Origin of the sequence: Luteolibacter pohnpeiensis (assembly GCF_016595435.1) — a bacterium.
In the GTDB taxonomy this organism is placed as follows: domain Bacteria; phylum Verrucomicrobiota; class Verrucomicrobiia; order Verrucomicrobiales; family Akkermansiaceae; genus Luteolibacter; species Luteolibacter pohnpeiensis.
The window spans coordinates 75903-92742 of sequence record NZ_JAENIJ010000012.1 but is presented as its reverse complement, the minus strand read 5'-3'; the positions used below and the strand labels follow the sequence as shown (position 1 = coordinate 92742).

Here is a 16840-nt window from a genome sequence, read left to right as displayed (position 1 = left end):
CCTTACTTAGCAAGCAAGTAAGCCAGGAAGTCCTTCATTTCCTCGGGGTTCATCCGGTTGATCAAACCGGCTGGCATCGGGGACATGTCGGACTTGGTGATCTCTTTCACTTCGGCCCGGCTCAACTCCATGGTTTGTGACATGTCAAACGGGTTGGCGGCAATGATCAGGATTTCATCCTTCTCGTTGAGGATTTTTCCAATCACGACACCGCCATCCTTTTTGATGATCTTGTCGAAGGCATACTGGTCGGAAACGACTTTGCTTGGTTCGATCATCGCATCGGCCAGGTCGTGGACCGAGAAACGTCCACCTACCGTGCTGAGGTCAGGACCACTGCCACCGCCTTGTCCATCGAAGCGATGGCAGGTGGAGCACATGGAACCTTCGAACATCTTGCGGCCGTGATGCTTATCGCGACCTGTTAGACCTTCTTTTGCAAGGGCCACGATCTCATCCGCAGTCCAAGCCCGGCCAGGTCCTTCAATCGGTGGCAATTCGTGAAGCTGCACGGATTTCTGCGGAGCTTTGTCGCCAAAGTCCGGGATATTTTCCTGAAAATCGCGACGGAACTGATCCATGAAAGGCTTAAAGCTAAGTCCGCCGGATTTATTATCCAAAGTGCTGAACCAGTTGGCCAAACGCTGGGTTTCCTCAGCAGTCCATGGTCCTTTCACCACGCGCAAGCAATAGGCATAATGAATGGGTGCGGTTGGTGGATAGCTTGCCATCATGTTGATGATATCCCGGCCGTATTCCTTGTTGCGGGCAACGATCTCCATCCAATCCGGCTTCACCGGTGGTGGAGCGTTTTCCATCAAGAGCAAGGTACGATCGATGATGCCGGGTGCCTGCAGGTAGCAAAGCATGCGGCAAAGTTCCGCATCCAAATCCGCCTCACCCGATGGGAACTCCGGATTCAGCGTGGTGAGCAGTTTTTCACGCTGTTCGGCGTCAGGGGCGCCAATGCGAATGCAGACCAAGCCGACGGCGCGGAGGTATCCGAGCTTTTGTTCTTCATTGAACTCCGACCATTTCGCGCGGAACAACGCATCCCATACCTCTTTCTTCGACTTATCCGGGGCGACCCTTGCCAGCGCAATCACCGAGTCAATGATACGCCAGGTATCGGTTTCACGGGCGAGGCGATTCGACCATTGGCTCGCTGGAATTTGTTCCAAACCAAGGCGTGCCTTCAGGCGAAGGATCCGATCGTTTGAGCCGAGATCTTTCCAAAGGTCCAGAGCGCTCTCTTTCTCCTCCGGCTTGCCTTCGCTGTATGCCACGGGTGCGGTTGAAGCTTTACCCACATAACTCAAACGCCACAGGGAAGATCCGGTCCGTCTACCACCGACGGTGAAATAAAGTTTTCCATCAGGCCCGGCCACTGCGTCGGTCAATGGAAGACCGGCACCTGCCACGATTTCCTCGCTCTTGGACTCATAACCAGCGCCATCAGGTCGCAAGTAAATGGCACGAATCGTTGCGAAGGTCCAATCCATGGCGAACAACGCATTCTGATAGCGGGCTGGGAATTTCAGACCTTTTCCAGAGACAAAACCAGTTGGCGAGCCAGGGCCGATTTCCAGAACTGGCGGCATACTATCTTCATAGTAGGCTGGCCATTTCCCGGTTCCATTGCGCCAACCGAAATCAGCACCAGGAACCACATAACAAATACGGGTTGGACGGTACCAAGGCATCCCGAAGTCCCATTCCATATCGGCATCATAGGCAAACAGGTCACCGTTGGTATTGAAAGCGATATCAAAGGTGTTGCGGAAGCCGATGGCATACAATTCCCAGTTTTTCCCATCAGGACGGAAGCGCGCGATCCAGCCTCCTGGTGCCATCCGGTCACGGGCATGTCCACGACCATCCGGGTTGCGTGGCAACAGTTGATCCTCCCCCCATGCGCGTGAAGGGATGTAAGAATCCATCTCCGGAAGATCCGTGTGATTTCCCGCAACCACGTAAATCCATTTTCCATCGGGTGAAGCAACGAGCGAGTGTGGACCGTGCTCACCGCGACCATTGATTGCTTTCAGCAGCTCGGCTTTTTGATAACCGTCAGAGGTTTCCTTGGCGCGCCAGACACCGCTTTGGCCGCCTTCGCTTTCATTCACCGTGACGTAGAGATAACCATCATGCCACAGGAGTCCGTGAGCACCGCCGATTTCCAGATCCAAAGGCACACTCTTCGCATCTTTTCCAATGCGGTAGATTTTTCCATATTGGTCGGATACGATGAAACGCCCCTCACCATCGACGGTGATTGAGACCCAGGACCCCTGCCCTTGTGGCACGTCCATCAGCTTTTCCAACTTGAAGCCAGCTGCCACCTTGATGCCGGAGTTGCTGGCATCGATCCCACCGGTTGAATCATCAGGTTTCTCGGTTGCTTCGGTTTTATCACTCTCTGCGCCGAACTCACGCATCTTGATGTTGCGAAACTCGACTTTCATCCCAGGTCCCGCGTGGAGCTGCAGCCCGAGCAAGCCCTTTGGCTCGCTTTTCCCTGGCTCATCGTCATGGAATTCTGTTTCCAGCTCACCGTTGATGTAATGCTGGACGACGTTTCCGCGAGCGACGATGCGGTAGGTGTTCCACTGATCCAAAGTGATGTCCGGACGTGGCAAATCGGCGAGCTTTTTGCTTTCGCCTGATGCGGTGCGTTCCACCTTGTTTCCACGCTCGCAAAGAATTCCGCGACCGCGCTCTTCATAGAGCATGCCAACGTATGGCTGATTCGGGTGCATGTCCATCTGGTAGCCAGCTAAGCCAAAATCGACGCCATCGACCGGCTTGCTGCGGTATTGGATGCCGCTGTTATTACCCATGACCCGCGCCTCGGCAGTCAGTTCGAAATCACCGGGCTGACCACCTTGCCAGATAAAAAAGGTGTTGGCCTTCAATTCACCTTCTTTCGCCTCCCCAACGATCACATCACCTTCTACGTGCCAAAGTTTGGGGTCCCCTTTCCACTGATCAGGGGTCAGCGACTTCCAGTCGGATTCAGCACGAACCACTGAAAAACACAGAAAAAACAACAAAAACATTCGCATGCCCACAATACCAGCTTGGGACTCGCCACATTTCAAGAAATTCAGAAATATTCCGCATGCAGAACCCCATTTCATCCGAAAAGCACACCGCACTGCTGCAGCGGATGGATGCCCTCGGCATTCGCGAATCAGATCTGCTGGAGAAATTTGTTCGAGGATCTGGTTCCGGAGGGCAAAAGATCAATAAAACCTCCAATTGCGTTTTCCTCAAACATCTGCCCTCCGGTGTAGCCATCAAATGCCAGATGGATCGATCGCGGGAAATGAACCGGTTTCTCGCCCGCCGTGAACTTTGTGACCAACTCGAGGCCATACGCGACGGGCGGGCTGTCGCCAAAACCCAGGCTATCGAAAAAATGCGCCGCCAAAAGAGACCGAGGTCGCGCCGGTCCAAACAGCGTTCCATCGCGGACAAACGCAATCTTTCCCAAAAGAAATCTCTGCGACGCCGTCCGAGTTCCGATTGAAACAAATAAAAGCAGCCCGGCGCATAACGCCGGACTGCCCTACCCTCCCTAGAAATGATATCTCTTTAGAAACTAACTTGAATAAAGATTCCGCGATTATTGTAGGTGGCGGGCCAATAATAGACACCATTGACATAAAAGTATCTAAATCCATCACGATATACGGTTCGATAGCCACGTGGCAATGCATAGGTATAACGATAATTCACATATCCATCGGGCGGATAGACTCCGCGAAATCCTGGACGTGACCAGTTACGGTATACAACTCTACGTGGTGGCTCCGGTCTGTAATCCCTGCGATCATAACCCTTTGAAGGATGATAAGATTCACGGTGGTAATCAGAATGGTGAGAATGACCACCTTTACCATGCTTCGGTTTAGCGTCCGCCAGAGGACTTCCGATGAGTAAAGCAAGTGCGGAGAAAATTGCCAATTTAGGCACAAATGAAACCGCATGAATGGTATTATTTCGGGTCGATGGTTTCGTTTTCATAACTTTATTTTCTGTCTCGCTTATTAGGACCCGGGCACTGTGAAATCTATTCAGATAAAATTTCATCATTCTCTGAGATGCTCTAACCGATGTCATTTTCCAGCCGGGCAAATGCACGGATATCAATAATGCGCTTGCGCGTCCGCCGCCGTGACGCCCAGCTTGCCTGGTGATTTCGCCTTTCACGGTCATTTCTTCGGTTCTTCCGGTGTTCCTGCTGCTCATCGCAGGAGCGGTTTTGCGGCGAACCGGCGTCATTCATAGCGAGCATGACCACGGGATTCTGAGAGTGATTTTCTCCGTGATGTTTCCCTGTTTCGTGCTCGATAAAATGCTCGGAGCTGAAATTTTGCGCAGTGGTCCGGTGGTGGTTTGGGGCATTGTTCTGGGGTTTTGTTTAGCTCATTGCGGACTGTTGTTAGGTTGGCTTGTGGGACGCGGATTGGGCTTGGAGCGAGGAACCGGGCGCCGCACCTTCACCTTGGCAACTGGCTTGCAAAACTACGGTTACACCGCCATCCCAGTGGTTCAGGTGCTCTGGGGCGCATCCGCTGCCGGACTTTTGTTTGTTCACAACATCGGCGTCGAGCTGTGCGTTTGGTCCACCGGCGTCATGATCATGAGCGGTGAACGCGGCATTTCCTGGAAGCGGCTGGCAAACGGCCCGATGATCGCCGCCGTGACCGGCATCGTGTTGGTCGTTCTGCGGCTCGATAACCATGTCACTGGTCCGGTCCGCACGGCGATGTCGATGATTGGTTCCGGGGCATTTCCGCTGGCAATTTTGATCACTGGGGCATCGATCATGGACCTCGCGATCCATACGAAGCCGGAGCTGAAAATCGGACTGGGTTCGATTCTTGTGCGTCTGATTCTTGCCCCGATTTGCTATCTCACTGCGGCAAAATTTCTTCCGATTGCCACTGAGCTGAAACAGATCCTGGTCGTCCAGGCAGCGATGCCTGCGGCAATGACTCCCATCCTGCTGGCCCGACTTTACGGAGGCCGCCCGTCCGTGGCCGTTCAGACCATGGTCGTCACCACCACCGCGTGTTTGGTCACCTTGCCTATCATCGTCACCTGGGGCATCCGTTGGATGGATCTGAAACCCTTGTTGCCATGAGCAGCAGGCTGGCCGATGGTCACCGCGATGAAAGCGATCGGCGCAACCCGTTTCCTCCCTGTTTCTGATCCCGGCTGTTTGGTCGATTTTGAGGCAGAAAAACCCATACCCGGCCCGAAAGACCTGCTGGTCAAAATAGCCGCGATCGCGGTCAATCCCGTGGACACCAAGATCCGCGCCAGCCTCGGAGGTGAGGAGCTGCCAACTCCGCGAATCCTCGGCTGGGATGCTTCTGGAATTGTCGAAGCCGTTGGCAGTGAAGTAGTCGGATTTTCTCCAGGCGATGAAGTGATGTATGCCGGGGATGTCACTCGCGCTGGCTGCAATGCTGAATTTCAAGCAATGGATTACCGCCTCGTTGCTCACAAACCGAAAAGCTTTTCCTTCGCAGATGCTGCCGCACTTCCACTGGTGGGTGTAACCGCGTGGGAGCTGTTGCTCGAGCGCATGGGCGTCGATCCCGATGGCGCGAATCGCGGCAGTCCCCTGCTTGTCATCAACGGAGCGGGAGGTGTTGGCTCGGCATTGATCCCATTGGCTCGCGCAGCTGGCCTGAAGGTCATTGCAACTGCCTCACGCCAAGAAACTTCAGACTGGTGCCTGAAACTCGGCGCGGACCATATCGTGAACCACCGGGAGCCGCTCCGGCCGCAAATCGAAGCCCTTGGAATTACAGAGTTTCCTTGGATCGCAAATCTTTACGACACGGAGCGCTATTGGGACATCACGGCTGATCTCATTGCTCCCCTCGGCGCCCTCGGCTTGATCGTGGAGCCGAAAAATCCAGTCAATATCGGCAACCCCATCCGTGCCAAGAGCCCACGGATCGCATGGGAATTCATGTTCACGCGGTCGAAATTTCAAACCGCCGACATGCACCGGCAAGGCGAGATTCTGCAGAAAATCGCTGCCCGTTGTGACAACGGGAGTTTCCCGAAAATCACCACACGGGTTCTGCAACCGATTTGCGCCCAAAACCTGCGCCTGGCGCACCAGGCCATGGAAGAGCATTCCGCTCATGGCAAATGGGTTCTGCAGAATTTCTAACAAAATCTAACAACCTCGATGCCCGCCTACACCGAATCACTGACAATCCGAACTCGTGGCAAGGGAACCTTTGAAATCACGGATGAAGTTGCAGCCATCGTCGCGAGGTCCGGGATTCAAACCGGCACCGTCACGGTTTTCGTATGCCACACCAGCGCCAGCCTGGTGATCATGGAAAATGCAGATCCCAGCGCGCGAAGGGATTTGGAAGCCTTCTTCGATCATCTGGTGCCGGAGGACACGCCGTATTTCATCCACACTTTGGAAGGGCCTGATGACATGCCCAGCCACATCCGCATGGCGCTGACTCGCACCAGTGAAGTGATTCCGATCATTTCTGGCCGCATGACACTGGGAACCTGGCAGGGAATCTTTCTCTTCGAGCACCGGCGCATCCCGCACACACGGAAAATCGTGGTCGCGGTGACCGGAGATTAAGAGATTTGCCCTTTAAACGGAATCAAGGATCGACGTTCGTGCGGATCTGGTCATGTTTTCCGGAAAATGTCTGCCACCCTCATCCAGCTTGCACTCGAAGAAGACATCGGTGCCGGCGACCTGACCGCCTTGTATTTCATCCCGGAAGATCGCAAGGCACGCGCCTTCGTCATCGCCCGCCGCGAAGGCACTCTTTCCGGGGTAACTCTGGCGGCAGAAGTTTTCAAAACCGTTGATCCTGAACTGGATGTAGAAATAAAAATCCGTGATGGCAGCCGTGTTGCACCCGGAGCCATGATCATTTGCGTGGAAGGTTCCGCCCGATCGATCGTAACGGCGGAACGTACCGCACTGAATTTCCTGCAACGCCTGAGTGGTGTAGCGACCTTTACCTCCCGCTACGTGGAAGCCGTCAAAGGCACCCAGGCTCGAATTCTCGACACCCGCAAGACCACCCCCGGATATCGAGTTCTGGAAAAACAGGCAGTCGTTCATGGCGGCGGCACCAATCACCGCATGGGCCTGTACGATCGGGTCATGGTGAAGGACAATCACCTGGTCGTCGATGGCGGTCCGGAGGCGATACAAGCGGCCATTCATGAACTCAAAGCCACCCATCCGAGCGTGGAAGTGGAAGTGGAGGTCGATACCTTGGATCAACTCCAGAGCTTCTTGGAGCTCGACGGGATCGACCACATCCTTCTCGACAACATGAGCCTAGCCAATCTTCGGACTGCGGTCGAAATGCGCGGCGATCACACCGTTCCTCGATTGGAAGCCAGCGGTGGCATCACCCTCGATGGATTGCGGGAAATCGCTGATACCGGCATTGATTTCATCTCCGTGGGTGCCATCACCCATTCGGCGCCAGCCTTGGACATCGGACTGGATTTCACGCCGATCTAACACTCACCCCAGCCTCGCTCTTGGATCCCTTTCACACCGCAGCCGCTGGGCTACCGGATCCGTTCCGCTTGATGATCCGTGACTCCGTCGGATCCACCAACGATGATTTACGTGAACTAGCCGAGCACGGAACCACGGACGGCATGATTCTACTGGCCCGTGAACAAACAAATGGCCGGGGTCGGCGTGGGGCGAGCTGGTTTTCAGCTACCGGCGAAGCTTTGGCCTTTTCCATTTTGGTGCGGCCAAGCGAACCCCGCCACTTATGGCCGCGATTGGCCCTGGCCGCTGGCCTGGCCGTGGCTGAAGCGATTGATTCACAAGGCATTGCCGCGCAAATCAAATGGCCAAATGATGTGCAAATTTCCGGCAAGAAAGTCGCCGGCATTTTGGTCGAAAGCGGCCCGGATTTCGCGATCGTCGGCATTGGGCTCAACGTCAACGCTCGCAGCTTCCCGCCGGAAGTTGCCGACATTGCGACCTCACTGGCACTGGCAGGCGATCGTGAAATACCGATGGCTGAGGTATTTGCAGCGATCATCCACCGCTTTTCAGTGCGTAGGTCGCAAATCGGAGATGACTTCCCAGAAATGATTTCCGATGTCCGCACCCGATGCTCTCTCACCGGAAAAAAGGTCCGTTTGCGATGTGGAGATTTGCCAAAAACGGGCGTGATCACTGGAATTGGCGACAACGGTGAGCTCTTGCTGCAAAACGAACGGGGCGAAGAATCCATCCTCCAAGCGGATGAAATTCGCCTCATCGCGTGATCCCCGGATTGCGCCTAATCCAATGCAGACTCGATTTCAGGAAAGCATTTTAAAAAATCAACATCGATTGGAGCGGTGATTTTTAGGGCTTCGCCCGAATGCGGGTGAACCAACTCCAAGGTGGACGCCTGCAGCAGCATGCGGGTTCCGAGATCAAACATGCCGCACAAGCGATGGCTAAGTGCCTCGCCCGCGTAACGAAAATCGCCGACAATCGGTGTGCCTGCAGCCAATAAATGTCTACGGATTTGATGAAATCTGCCAGTGACTGGCCGGGCTTGGATCAAAGCGAGACCTAATTCCGGATCAGCCGGATGCATCCCGGCAGGGTGAAACAGAATTCGGCGAAAATGGGTTTCCGCAGCCTGCGGTGGATCATCTGGCGATGGTTGAATCGGCTCCTGACAACTCCACTGTTCTTGGGCAGATCCTGCGATTACTGCCAAATAGGTCTTTTTAACAAGCCGGTTTTCGAATGCCTGCTGCGCCACCCCCGCCGTCTTTTTATCCAGGGCAAACAGCAAGACTCCACTGGTGGGACGATCCAGACGATGAATCGGATGAACCCGGGCACCGAGCTGATCGCGCAAAACTTTCATCGCGATATTTTCGCGCGGCTCGGGTTCCCTTCCCGGATGGACCATCATCCCAGCCGGTTTATTGACTGCTACCAGGAATTCATCTTGAAATAGAATTTCGAGCACTGTCGTGGAAGTTGTTCAGCAAAGGAAAACCGGTGGCAGCGCTGTTTGATCGCTGGTAAATCCCCAAAATCTTTGGCAGAATATCCTCCCATGGAAATACGCAACTTGCAAAATGCGACCCCTTTCACGACCAAGGATGGATCTACCATCCGCTCGCTACTGGACCACACGACGGCTCCAGTCTTGAACCAAAGCCTGGCAGCGGCCGACCTCCCGGAAGGAACGTCGACGCAACGTCATTATCATAAGAAGAGCGAGGAGTTCTACTATATCCTTAGTGGTATCGCGACGATGGAGATCGATGGAGAAAAAACCCAGGTTGGCCCGGGAGATGCGATTCTAATCCCACCGGGTGCCTGGCATCAAATTCACGCAGAAGAAGCCCTGAACTTTCTTTGCTGCTGCTCGCCTCCTTATTCGCACGATGACACCTACTTCAAGTGAACCGCGCTTCTAACAAGGAGGCCATTGGACTTCACAGCTCCTTGATGCGGAGAGAGCGAAATGCCACGCGGTCGTTGTGGTCCTGCAGGGCGATGTAACCACTGGGCATCTTGTTGAATTTTTCCCAATCCGCGAACTTCGATTTCGCGAGCAATTCCTTCCACAAATCAGAGGTCGAATCGATGTCGGCGGTCACGGCACCATTCAGCCATAATTGAATCCGGGTTCCCTGAACACGGATAACGCCTTCATTCCATTGATCCGGCCCCTTGAAATCTTCCGGTTTGGCAGGCAGGAAGTCGTAAAGTGCTCCAGCGATGTTCTTTTTCGAAATTTCGTGGAGGTAGCTCACCTTCGAGTGCGAATCGAGAATCTGAAACTCCGGGCCAGAGTCGTAGGTATTTTTCGAATCTTCGGTAACACGCCACATGACTCCGGAATTGCCATCGACGGAGATGTTGAATTCGAATCGGAACTCGAAATCAGCGAACTGCTTTCTGGTGATGATATCACCCGCCCCACCTTCGGTTAGAACCAGATTTCCATCGATCGCCTGCCATTTCGGGTCGATTTCGTCCTTCTTGAAACTGCGGAAATGTTCGAGAGATTTGCCGTCGAAGAGAAGTTCGAATCCCTCGGCGATTTCTTCGGAAGTGAGCGTATTAGGTGCAGCCGACATGGTAGAAAAGGTGGTGATGAAGTGGGTGCGTTGATGCGAAAAAGCGCGACGCCACGAGTGCGCCGCGCATGCAGATCAAACCGCCGGGAGCAGCGGTTTTCAACCGGTTTCACCAGAGATTTTCACACCTCTGGCCCATCTGCTTATTTCCGCCGACGGATGAAAGCAAAGCAACCGGCAAGCCCGAGCAACGAAAGCGAAGTCGGCTCAGGAATCGATTCGATAACCAAGTTATCGATACCCGCGATGCTGGTGGCATTGAATCCGATATAACCATTGGTGAGCTGATCGATTGCAACCGAACCCAAAAGAGTATCTCCTTCATAGTAAGTCACCAAACTTCCACCGGTGCCAAATGCCGAGCCAGATCCGGCAAGGTCGGAAAGCACCACGGTGTAGGTGGCATAGGCGTCGAGCCCGGTGTTGGTGCCCGAAACACCGGTTGTGTTCACACCGCTTGAGAACAATTCGGTGCCACCGTTGGCGCGGAACAGGATGCCGAATGTCGCACTCGTGACCTGGTTTGTAATCGAGGTATTCGCCAGGATATTCAAGCTGAGCCAGTTGGTGTCGTCCGAGCTCACCGCATCTGCCACAATCCGATCAAAGGTGATCGAGATTGGAGTTCCCACGGTTGAAAAATCGTAGTCGAGGTAAACGCCACCATTGTAGGCGAGCAAAAGAGCATTGCCGCTGTTAGGAAAGGTATCACCGTTACCAACCTGCTGGTTTGCATTATTGGCATTCGGCACGTAGGCCAAAGTCGGGGTTGCAAGCGAACCGCTTTCACGCCCGGTGTCTGCCTCGAAGTTCACATCGTTGGAATTGGCAGAAACATCGAATGTATCTGAAAAAAGCACTGCGGAATGAGCAACGTTGGATGCGGCAAAAGCCATGATTCCAACACAGGCGGCAATCGAACCGGTTTTGAATTTCATCCGGTTAGAATGCGGGGACCCGCCCAAAACCACAACCGCAGGCGATTGCCTATTGGTGACAACCGATCACGTACATCTGCCATGAACGGTTTCCTTGATGTTAAAATTTGCCGAATTCTCGATCGATTGTCAGAATTCCTTCATGGACGAATTTCTTGATGCAGTGGACAAGCCAGTTTTCGGCCTGGTCCTTGCAGGAGGAATGAGCCTACGCATGGGGCGGGACAAGGCATCGCTGCGTCATCCAGATGGGCGCAGTCTTGCGCGGAGAACAGCAGATCTTCTAACCGCTGCTGGCTGTGAAAAAGTGTATCTATCACTCCGTCCCGATCAGGTGCCACCGAGTGATTTTGTCGATTTTCCCCAACCCCATATCATTCGGGACCAGGATTCCGCATCGATCGGGCCGATGGGTGGAGTTCTCGCAGCAATGAATCACGATGATTCGGCCGACTGGCTGGTTGCCTCCTGTGATTTGCCCCAACTTACTGTCGAAACTCTAAACCTCCTCACCCAAGCCCGGACCCTAAGCGCGGATTTCGTGGCATTTCGAGGCGAGCCAAACGAACTGCCCGAGCCGCTTTGTGCGATTTACCCCGGGGAGAAGAAATCAATCATCCGCCAAGCGTATCAAATTGGGAACTACGGATTACGACGGTTGCTGATCCATCACCGATGCGTGATACTCGATCCACCTACCGGCGCTTTAACCAATGCGAATACCCCGGAAGATTGGTCCGCGTTCACCTCAGAAAATCGATCCTCGACGTAATATCCAGCCAATGAACCAGGAATTTCCAGTGGAACCAATTCCGCCAAATGCGCAGCTGTTGGCGATCTACCTCTCCGAGGGGCACGACTTTCGCGGTCGACATGAAAAAGGTCGGCTCAACCATCCCGTCCGCGAGGTCAAGGAAGTCGAATGCGTCGCTGGCATGGGACTGCGCGGGGACCGATATTTCGACTATAAATCGGACTACAAAGGCCAAGTGACCTTTATCGCGGCAGAAACCATTGCGGCGCTGCAGTATGAATTTAGCCTGAATCCATTTGATGTCAGCGCATTGCGCAGAAACCTCGTGGTCTCAGGAGTCGATCTAAAATCCCTGCTCGGCAAACGATTCGAGTTTCAGGGGATCGAATTTCAAGGCAGCGAAGAATGCGCGCCGTGTTACTGGATGGACCAGGCTGTGGCAGCTGGTGCCGAGGATTTTCTCAAAAGAAACTTCGGCGGTGGCTTACGTGCAAGAATCCTCACGAACGGGGTTTTGAAGGTTTCCCAGCAAAACCCCGATTGAGAATTTGAGAATGGCCGCGATCAGGAACGCTCGGACTCGTTTCCTTCGGCTGCAGCTTCACCGTAGCTATCGCTTGATGAGATCGCGATGGTCTGGCCGTTCACTCCAGAAACCTGGGAGTTTGTCAAACCAGGCATCACCCGGCGAACCAGCTTGGCCAGTCCGGTATCGGAAGCTTCAACTTCGGCTTCTGCAATGCGGAGTGCCTTTTCCCAAGCTGGAGCGAAACCAGGTGCCTGCTCACGCATGGTGCGGATGGCGGTTTCGTAAATGTGCAGCAAGCGTTGCTCGGCGCGACCTGGCTTTTGCTGAAGCGATGCGTTATTGACGCGCAGGGTTTCGTTTTGAGTGCGCAGGGTATCCAATTCAGCTTGCAGGTTCTGATTTCCCGAAGCGTTGATTTTCAATTGGGTGTTGAGATGCTTTTGCAGATCTCGCACTTCGTTTTCAAGCCGCTTGGATTCTTTAACCGCGTGGCGGCGAGCGGAAAAACCGGACTTCCAAAGGAAGAATGCGATCAAAAGACCGAGAAGCAGACCCCAGGTGAAGGGAGTTTGAAGAACTTTGTAGAGGTTTTCCGTGAAGGTATCACCAAGAAATTGGGGCCCAGCGGGATGCTTGAGGAGGATGGTAACGAAGTTTTCCATGAGGGTATTACTGAGATCAGTGATTGGCTTTTTCGACAGGTGGTTCAGAATTTGCATCTTGCAAGGCCGCAATGACAAAGTCGGTCAAATCCGGAGCACTTTTACTGTAGAGGATGAACGGTATACCAGTGTTAGTATTGCCGGAACTGTCGAAAACTGCGTCATAACCCTGTTCCTTCGCAACTTTTGCCGACACCTCAGCGATTCTTTGTAGGTTCTTGCGCATTACCTCTACCATATCGCGGTTGATTTGCTTCGATCGTTCAGCACGGAAACTCTCAAAATCGTGCTGAAGCGTTTCCGTTTGGCGCCGCAAATTTTCAAATTTACGGGCAAGTTCCCGCGTCGCATCAAAATCCAGCGGGCCACCTTTATTCTGAATTTGCGATTGGAGGTTTTTCAGCTCCTGAACGTTCTTACCCAGTTCAATTGCTCGCTGATCTTTCATCAGGTCCTCGCGTTTTTGAGTCACTTCATCTTGCAAGGCCTTGGATTCCGGTAGTCCACGGTAAATGTCTTGAACCCGAACAAGTGCAAACTTTGGTGCCGCCATCACACCAACAATTGTGTAAACAAAAGTCAAAATCAGTACAGCAAGGCGTTTCATTCGCGGGGAAGTTGGAGAAATTCAGCCTGAATGTCGATGCCCGAATATCAGGAATGGACATGTGGGGCGCTTGTTTCATGCTCCTACGCATGCCAGCCGTGCACGTGGATTTGTCGGACCGATCTTATGAGGTGATCGTTGAAAACGGGTTATTATCCCGCGCCGGGGACGCTTTTGTCAAAGCAGGCATTTCCTTTGGAAACATCGCCGTGATCAGCGATGAAAATGTCGCCGAGTTTCACGCAGAAACCCTGATTTCATCGCTGGAAACTGCTGGTTACAAAACCTCGCTTCACCTGATCCCTGCGGGTGAAAGCAGCAAATCGATGAGTCATGTCGAATCGGTCTGCCGTAAAATGATCCGCGCTGGACATGATCGCAAATCGCTTGTCGTCGCCTTGGGCGGAGGAGTGACAGGCGATCTGGCAGGGTTTGTGGCAGCCATTTTCTACCGTGGCGTGCCGTTTGTGCAAATTCCGACCACCATCGTCTCACAAGTGGACTCCTCTGTCGGCGGCAAAACCGGTGTGAATGTGGAGGAAGGCAAAAATCTGGTCGGTGCGTTCCATCAACCGCGCCTCGTTCTGGTCGATCCTGAAACGCTGCGCACCCTGCCTGACCGGGAATTTCACGAAGGGTTTGCCGAGGCCATCAAGCACGCAGCCATCCGCGATGGGGAAATGCTGGCAGATCTGGCGGCGCTGGATGCGGAAAGCCGTGACGTTCCGGCCGATCTGATCGCCCGAAATATCGCCATCAAAGCCCGCATTGTGGAGACCGACGAGTTCGAAACCTTGGGAACACGGGCACTCTTGAACTTCGGCCACACCATCGGCCACGGGATCGAAGCCGCCGTTCCATACGGTCAAATGCTGCATGGTGAGGCAATCTCGCTCGGCCTGCGCGCGGCGCTTTTCCTGTCCCAGAAATATGCAGGATTGGACGCCCAACATGCCCAATCCGTGTTGAATCTGCTGGATAAATTCCATCTTCCCTTGGTGCTGCCAGACTCCATTTCCACTGACACCGTTCTGGAGAAACTGTCCCGGGATAAGAAATTTGCCGGGGGCAAAATTCGTTTCGTGCTATTGGAAAGACCCGGGGTTGCCGTGATCAGTCAAACCATCACTCAGCAAGACCTGCGCGACGCCACGGAGCATTTGCGGACACCCTTGAGCTGAGTATTCACTCCCAGCGGAGCACTCCAAGCGGAGTCGATTGATCCCCTCAAAAACAAACCCGCCGGAACACGAGGCTCGGGCGGGTTTGCGGTAAAACTTCAGTGCAAATCGGATCAGCAGCCGCAGCCACCACCACCGTGGCCACCGCAGCAGCCGCCACCACTGTGGCTTTCTTCCATTTCCTCATCGGTCGGCACACGGCCAAGCTCGAGGGTCATTCCCACGTATTTTCCAATCTCGGACTGGAGTTCTTCCAATTCCTTTTGAGCTTGGAGGAAATTGAGAACGATTTTGTTCTGGAACAACGTTTCGCGGGCAGCTTCGAAATCGCGGATTTCCGCGTCGCTCAACTCGATTCCCGCATGTTTCTTTTGGTGCAGCTCTTCACCACGCTGGTGAACGCTCTGATATTGGAGGCGGGCCGCATCATCGCCCAAAAACGTTTCCACCGACTTTTGCAAGCGGATGAATTCTGGATCCGCGGCGATTTCGGCGCACAGCTCCTTGGTTTTGGCGATCACGGCGGATTCTTCAGCGACAGTGGACATGCCGCGACTTATAAATGAGCACTGCGACTCTGGCAAAGGACATTTGAAAAAACGCCAAGTTGAATCCGCAGAATCACGAACAACAAAAGCGTGACAAAACCGCGTTTGAGAACTTTCGTGATCCTTCGCCCCCGATCAGCTCCCATGTCCATCGACCCACTTAAAGACGGCATTCGATCTCATGTCCGGATCGATTTCCACGGCAACGTCCACAAACGCCTGCGTGGAACCAATGCCGAAGAACGTTACGCAAAAGAAGTTGAAGTTCTGAAAGTTCTGGAAAAACGAGGCTGCCCCTACGTCCCCCGGCTGCTGGAAGAGCACCCGCTGGAAAACTACTTCGTCTCCACCAACTGCGGTCGACCCGCCCCAAATCTCTCCAAAGAAAAAGCGGACCGATTGTTCGCCGCGCTGGAAAATGATTACGGCGTCCGCCACCTGGATGCGGAACCTAGAAATATCACCTACTCGGACCGGCTAGGACGCTTCTGCGTGATTGATTTTGAATTGGCCGAAATTCTGCCCGATCCCGCTGAATCCACTTCTGCTGCAAATTCGTGAAACCGGCCACGCTTCACTGGGCGTCCGCCACTCACAGCGGCTCGCGCAAACCACGCAACGACGATTCGCAGATCGCCTTTGCTTCCAGTGTTGAAGGAGCCGAAATCCTGCCCGATCGCGGTGTCAGATCCCTTAGCACCCAGGATTTGATCTTCGCCATCTCAGACGGCATGGGAGGAGGAAACGCGGGGGATCTCGCATCGCGACTCCTGCTTGAGACGATGACGCGGATCATTCCGGAAACGTTCAAAGCGGCTGCGGCTGGCTTTTTCCCGGACCATTTGGAGCATCTTTCGTCCGCTGTCCGCACCGTTCACCAGGAGGTCAATCGAGCCGGCGCTGAATCCGACGACCTCAAAGGAATGGCCGCCACGCTGGCTCTCGCCTGGTTCACTCCCGAGAATCTCTACCTGGCCAACGCCGGAGATTCGCGGATTTACCTGTCGCGCGAAGGCAACTTGAGCCAAATTTCCCGAGATCACACGGCTGCCTGGGCGGAATGGAAACGCGGCACCATCGGTGAAGTGCAATACCGGAATCATCCGCGCAGGGCCGCTCTTTACGAAGTCATCGGCGGCGGTCATGCCAACCTCTCCCCTCATCTAGCCGCCATTCCCTATCAAGAAGGCGATCGGTTTCTCATTTGCTCGGACGGGCTGATCGACGGTCTCTGGGAGCGCCATATCTCCAACGCATTGGCCGCCTGTGAAGAAGACCCCTCAGCGACCGTCGAGGGACTCATGAAACGCGCCATCGACAACTCGGGAATCGACGATACAACGGTCACCGTCATCGCGGTTGCAACGAACAAAGGCGGAGACTGATTCAGCCCAGGATCGTCTCATCCTCTGGCACAGCAGCTGCTTCCGAACCCACTGACAGCTACGCTCGTTGCTGGAAGGTGAACCCATCGCCAAATT

The 16840-nt window shown here is 54.0% G+C and carries 20 protein-coding genes; 12 read left to right on the top strand and 8 right to left on the bottom strand.

Annotated features, from left to right (window positions below):
* Positions 1 to 2 precede the first annotated feature (2 nt).
* Positions 3 to 3059 carry a 3-keto-alpha-glucoside-1,2-lyase-like domain-containing protein gene (locus tag JIN85_RS09470; protein ID WP_200269989.1) on the bottom strand — a complete coding sequence of 1019 codons (3057 nt, stop codon included), beginning with the start codon at positions 3057 to 3059 and terminating at the stop codon, positions 3 to 5.
* Positions 3060 to 3121: 62 nt separating this feature from the next.
* Here JIN85_RS09470 and JIN85_RS09465 point away from each other — a divergent pair, with 62 nt between their 5' ends.
* Positions 3122 to 3532: a peptide chain release factor family protein gene (locus JIN85_RS09465; protein WP_200269987.1), complete on the top strand. Its 411-nt coding sequence runs from the start codon at positions 3122 to 3124 to the stop codon at positions 3530 to 3532.
* A gap of 65 nt (positions 3533 to 3597) precedes the next feature.
* On the opposite strand, the gene JIN85_RS09460 is transcribed toward JIN85_RS09465, so the two are convergent.
* Positions 3598 to 4215, bottom strand: a complete 618-nt coding sequence (locus tag JIN85_RS09460; RefSeq protein ID WP_200269985.1) for a hypothetical protein — start codon at positions 4213 to 4215, stop codon at positions 3598 to 3600.
* Between JIN85_RS09460 and JIN85_RS09455 the strand changes: the two genes are divergently transcribed.
* From JIN85_RS09455 to JIN85_RS09435, 5 genes are all read left to right on the top strand, one after another.
* Positions 4199 to 5152 carry an AEC family transporter gene (locus JIN85_RS09455; RefSeq protein WP_200269983.1) on the top strand — a complete coding sequence of 318 codons (954 nt, stop codon included), beginning with the start codon at positions 4199 to 4201 and terminating at the stop codon, positions 5150 to 5152. The genes JIN85_RS09460 and JIN85_RS09455 overlap by 17 nt on opposite strands.
* 27 nt (positions 5153 to 5179) lie before the next feature.
* Positions 5180 to 6199 carry a zinc-binding alcohol dehydrogenase family protein gene (locus JIN85_RS09450; RefSeq protein ID WP_200269981.1) on the top strand — a complete coding sequence of 340 codons (1020 nt, stop codon included), beginning with the start codon at positions 5180 to 5182 and terminating at the stop codon, positions 6197 to 6199.
* A gap of 18 nt (positions 6200 to 6217) precedes the next feature.
* Complete coding sequence (locus JIN85_RS09445) at positions 6218 to 6637, top strand: secondary thiamine-phosphate synthase enzyme YjbQ (protein WP_200269979.1); 420 nt, start codon at positions 6218 to 6220, stop codon at positions 6635 to 6637.
* 66 nt (positions 6638 to 6703) lie between these two features.
* Positions 6704 to 7543 carry a carboxylating nicotinate-nucleotide diphosphorylase gene (gene nadC / locus JIN85_RS09440; protein WP_200269977.1) on the top strand — a complete coding sequence of 280 codons (840 nt, stop codon included), beginning with the start codon at positions 6704 to 6706 and terminating at the stop codon, positions 7541 to 7543.
* Positions 7544 to 7614: 71 nt separating this feature from the next.
* Positions 7615 to 8313 (top strand): biotin--[acetyl-CoA-carboxylase] ligase, encoded by a 699-nt coding sequence (locus JIN85_RS09435; RefSeq protein WP_200269975.1) that lies wholly within the window; start codon positions 7615 to 7617, stop codon positions 8311 to 8313.
* A gap of 14 nt (positions 8314 to 8327) precedes the next feature.
* On the opposite strand, the gene JIN85_RS09430 is transcribed toward JIN85_RS09435, so the two are convergent.
* The gene (locus JIN85_RS09430; protein WP_200269973.1) at positions 8328 to 9017 is read right to left on the bottom strand and encodes a pseudouridine synthase; all 690 of its coding nucleotides are present in this window, start codon (positions 9015 to 9017) and stop codon (positions 8328 to 8330) included.
* Positions 9018 to 9107: 90 nt separating this feature from the next.
* On the opposite strand from JIN85_RS09430, the gene JIN85_RS09425 reads away from it, so the two are divergent.
* A complete protein-coding gene (locus JIN85_RS09425) occupies positions 9108 to 9461 on the top strand; it encodes a cupin domain-containing protein (RefSeq protein WP_200269971.1) in 354 nt (117 codons plus the stop codon).
* A 31-nt stretch (positions 9462 to 9492) separates the two neighbouring features.
* On the opposite strand, the gene JIN85_RS09420 is transcribed toward JIN85_RS09425, so the two are convergent.
* Complete coding sequence (locus JIN85_RS09420; protein ID WP_200269969.1) at positions 9493 to 10140, bottom strand: 3-keto-disaccharide hydrolase; 648 nt, start codon at positions 10138 to 10140, stop codon at positions 9493 to 9495.
* A gap of 143 nt (positions 10141 to 10283) precedes the next feature.
* Positions 10284 to 11078 carry a PEP-CTERM sorting domain-containing protein gene (locus JIN85_RS09415; RefSeq protein ID WP_200269967.1) on the bottom strand — a complete coding sequence of 265 codons (795 nt, stop codon included), beginning with the start codon at positions 11076 to 11078 and terminating at the stop codon, positions 10284 to 10286.
* Positions 11079 to 11220: 142 nt separating this feature from the next.
* Between JIN85_RS09415 and mobA the strand changes: the two genes are divergently transcribed.
* Both mobA and JIN85_RS09405 read left to right on the top strand, forming a co-directional pair.
* Positions 11221 to 11850, top strand: coding sequence for a molybdenum cofactor guanylyltransferase (mobA, locus tag JIN85_RS09410; RefSeq protein ID WP_200269966.1), 630 nt, complete (start codon positions 11221 to 11223; stop codon positions 11848 to 11850).
* 10 nt (positions 11851 to 11860) lie between these two features.
* On the top strand, positions 11861 to 12376 hold the full coding sequence (locus JIN85_RS09405) for an MOSC domain-containing protein (RefSeq protein WP_200269964.1): 516 nt from the start codon (positions 11861 to 11863) through the stop codon (positions 12374 to 12376).
* Between the two features lie 20 nt (positions 12377 to 12396).
* On the opposite strand, the gene JIN85_RS09400 is transcribed toward JIN85_RS09405, so the two are convergent.
* Together JIN85_RS09400 and JIN85_RS09395 are read right to left on the bottom strand one after the other, a co-directional pair.
* The gene (locus JIN85_RS09400; RefSeq protein ID WP_200269962.1) at positions 12397 to 13023 is read right to left on the bottom strand and encodes a hypothetical protein; all 627 of its coding nucleotides are present in this window, start codon (positions 13021 to 13023) and stop codon (positions 12397 to 12399) included.
* 16 nt (positions 13024 to 13039) lie between these two features.
* Complete coding sequence (locus JIN85_RS09395; protein ID WP_200269960.1) at positions 13040 to 13630, bottom strand: OmpH/Skp family outer membrane protein; 591 nt, start codon at positions 13628 to 13630, stop codon at positions 13040 to 13042.
* A gap of 77 nt (positions 13631 to 13707) precedes the next feature.
* On the opposite strand from JIN85_RS09395, the gene aroB reads away from it, so the two are divergent.
* Complete coding sequence (aroB, locus tag JIN85_RS09390; RefSeq protein WP_234047337.1) at positions 13708 to 14811, top strand: 3-dehydroquinate synthase; 1104 nt, start codon at positions 13708 to 13710, stop codon at positions 14809 to 14811.
* Positions 14812 to 14924: 113 nt separating this feature from the next.
* Here the strand turns inward: aroB and JIN85_RS09385 are convergent, their stop codons facing one another.
* Positions 14925 to 15359 (bottom strand): YlbF/YmcA family competence regulator, encoded by a 435-nt coding sequence (locus JIN85_RS09385; protein WP_200269958.1) that lies wholly within the window; start codon positions 15357 to 15359, stop codon positions 14925 to 14927.
* A 144-nt stretch (positions 15360 to 15503) separates the two neighbouring features.
* On the opposite strand from JIN85_RS09385, the gene JIN85_RS09380 reads away from it, so the two are divergent.
* Together JIN85_RS09380 and JIN85_RS09375 are read left to right on the top strand one after the other, a co-directional pair.
* A complete protein-coding gene (locus JIN85_RS09380; RefSeq protein WP_234047336.1) occupies positions 15504 to 15920 on the top strand; it encodes a BUD32 family EKC/KEOPS complex subunit in 417 nt (138 codons plus the stop codon).
* On the top strand, positions 15917 to 16744 hold the full coding sequence (locus JIN85_RS09375) for a PP2C family protein-serine/threonine phosphatase (protein WP_200269957.1): 828 nt from the start codon (positions 15917 to 15919) through the stop codon (positions 16742 to 16744). The genes JIN85_RS09380 and JIN85_RS09375 overlap by 4 nt, the downstream gene beginning before the upstream one ends.
* The last annotated feature ends 96 nt before the right edge of the window (positions 16745 to 16840 follow it).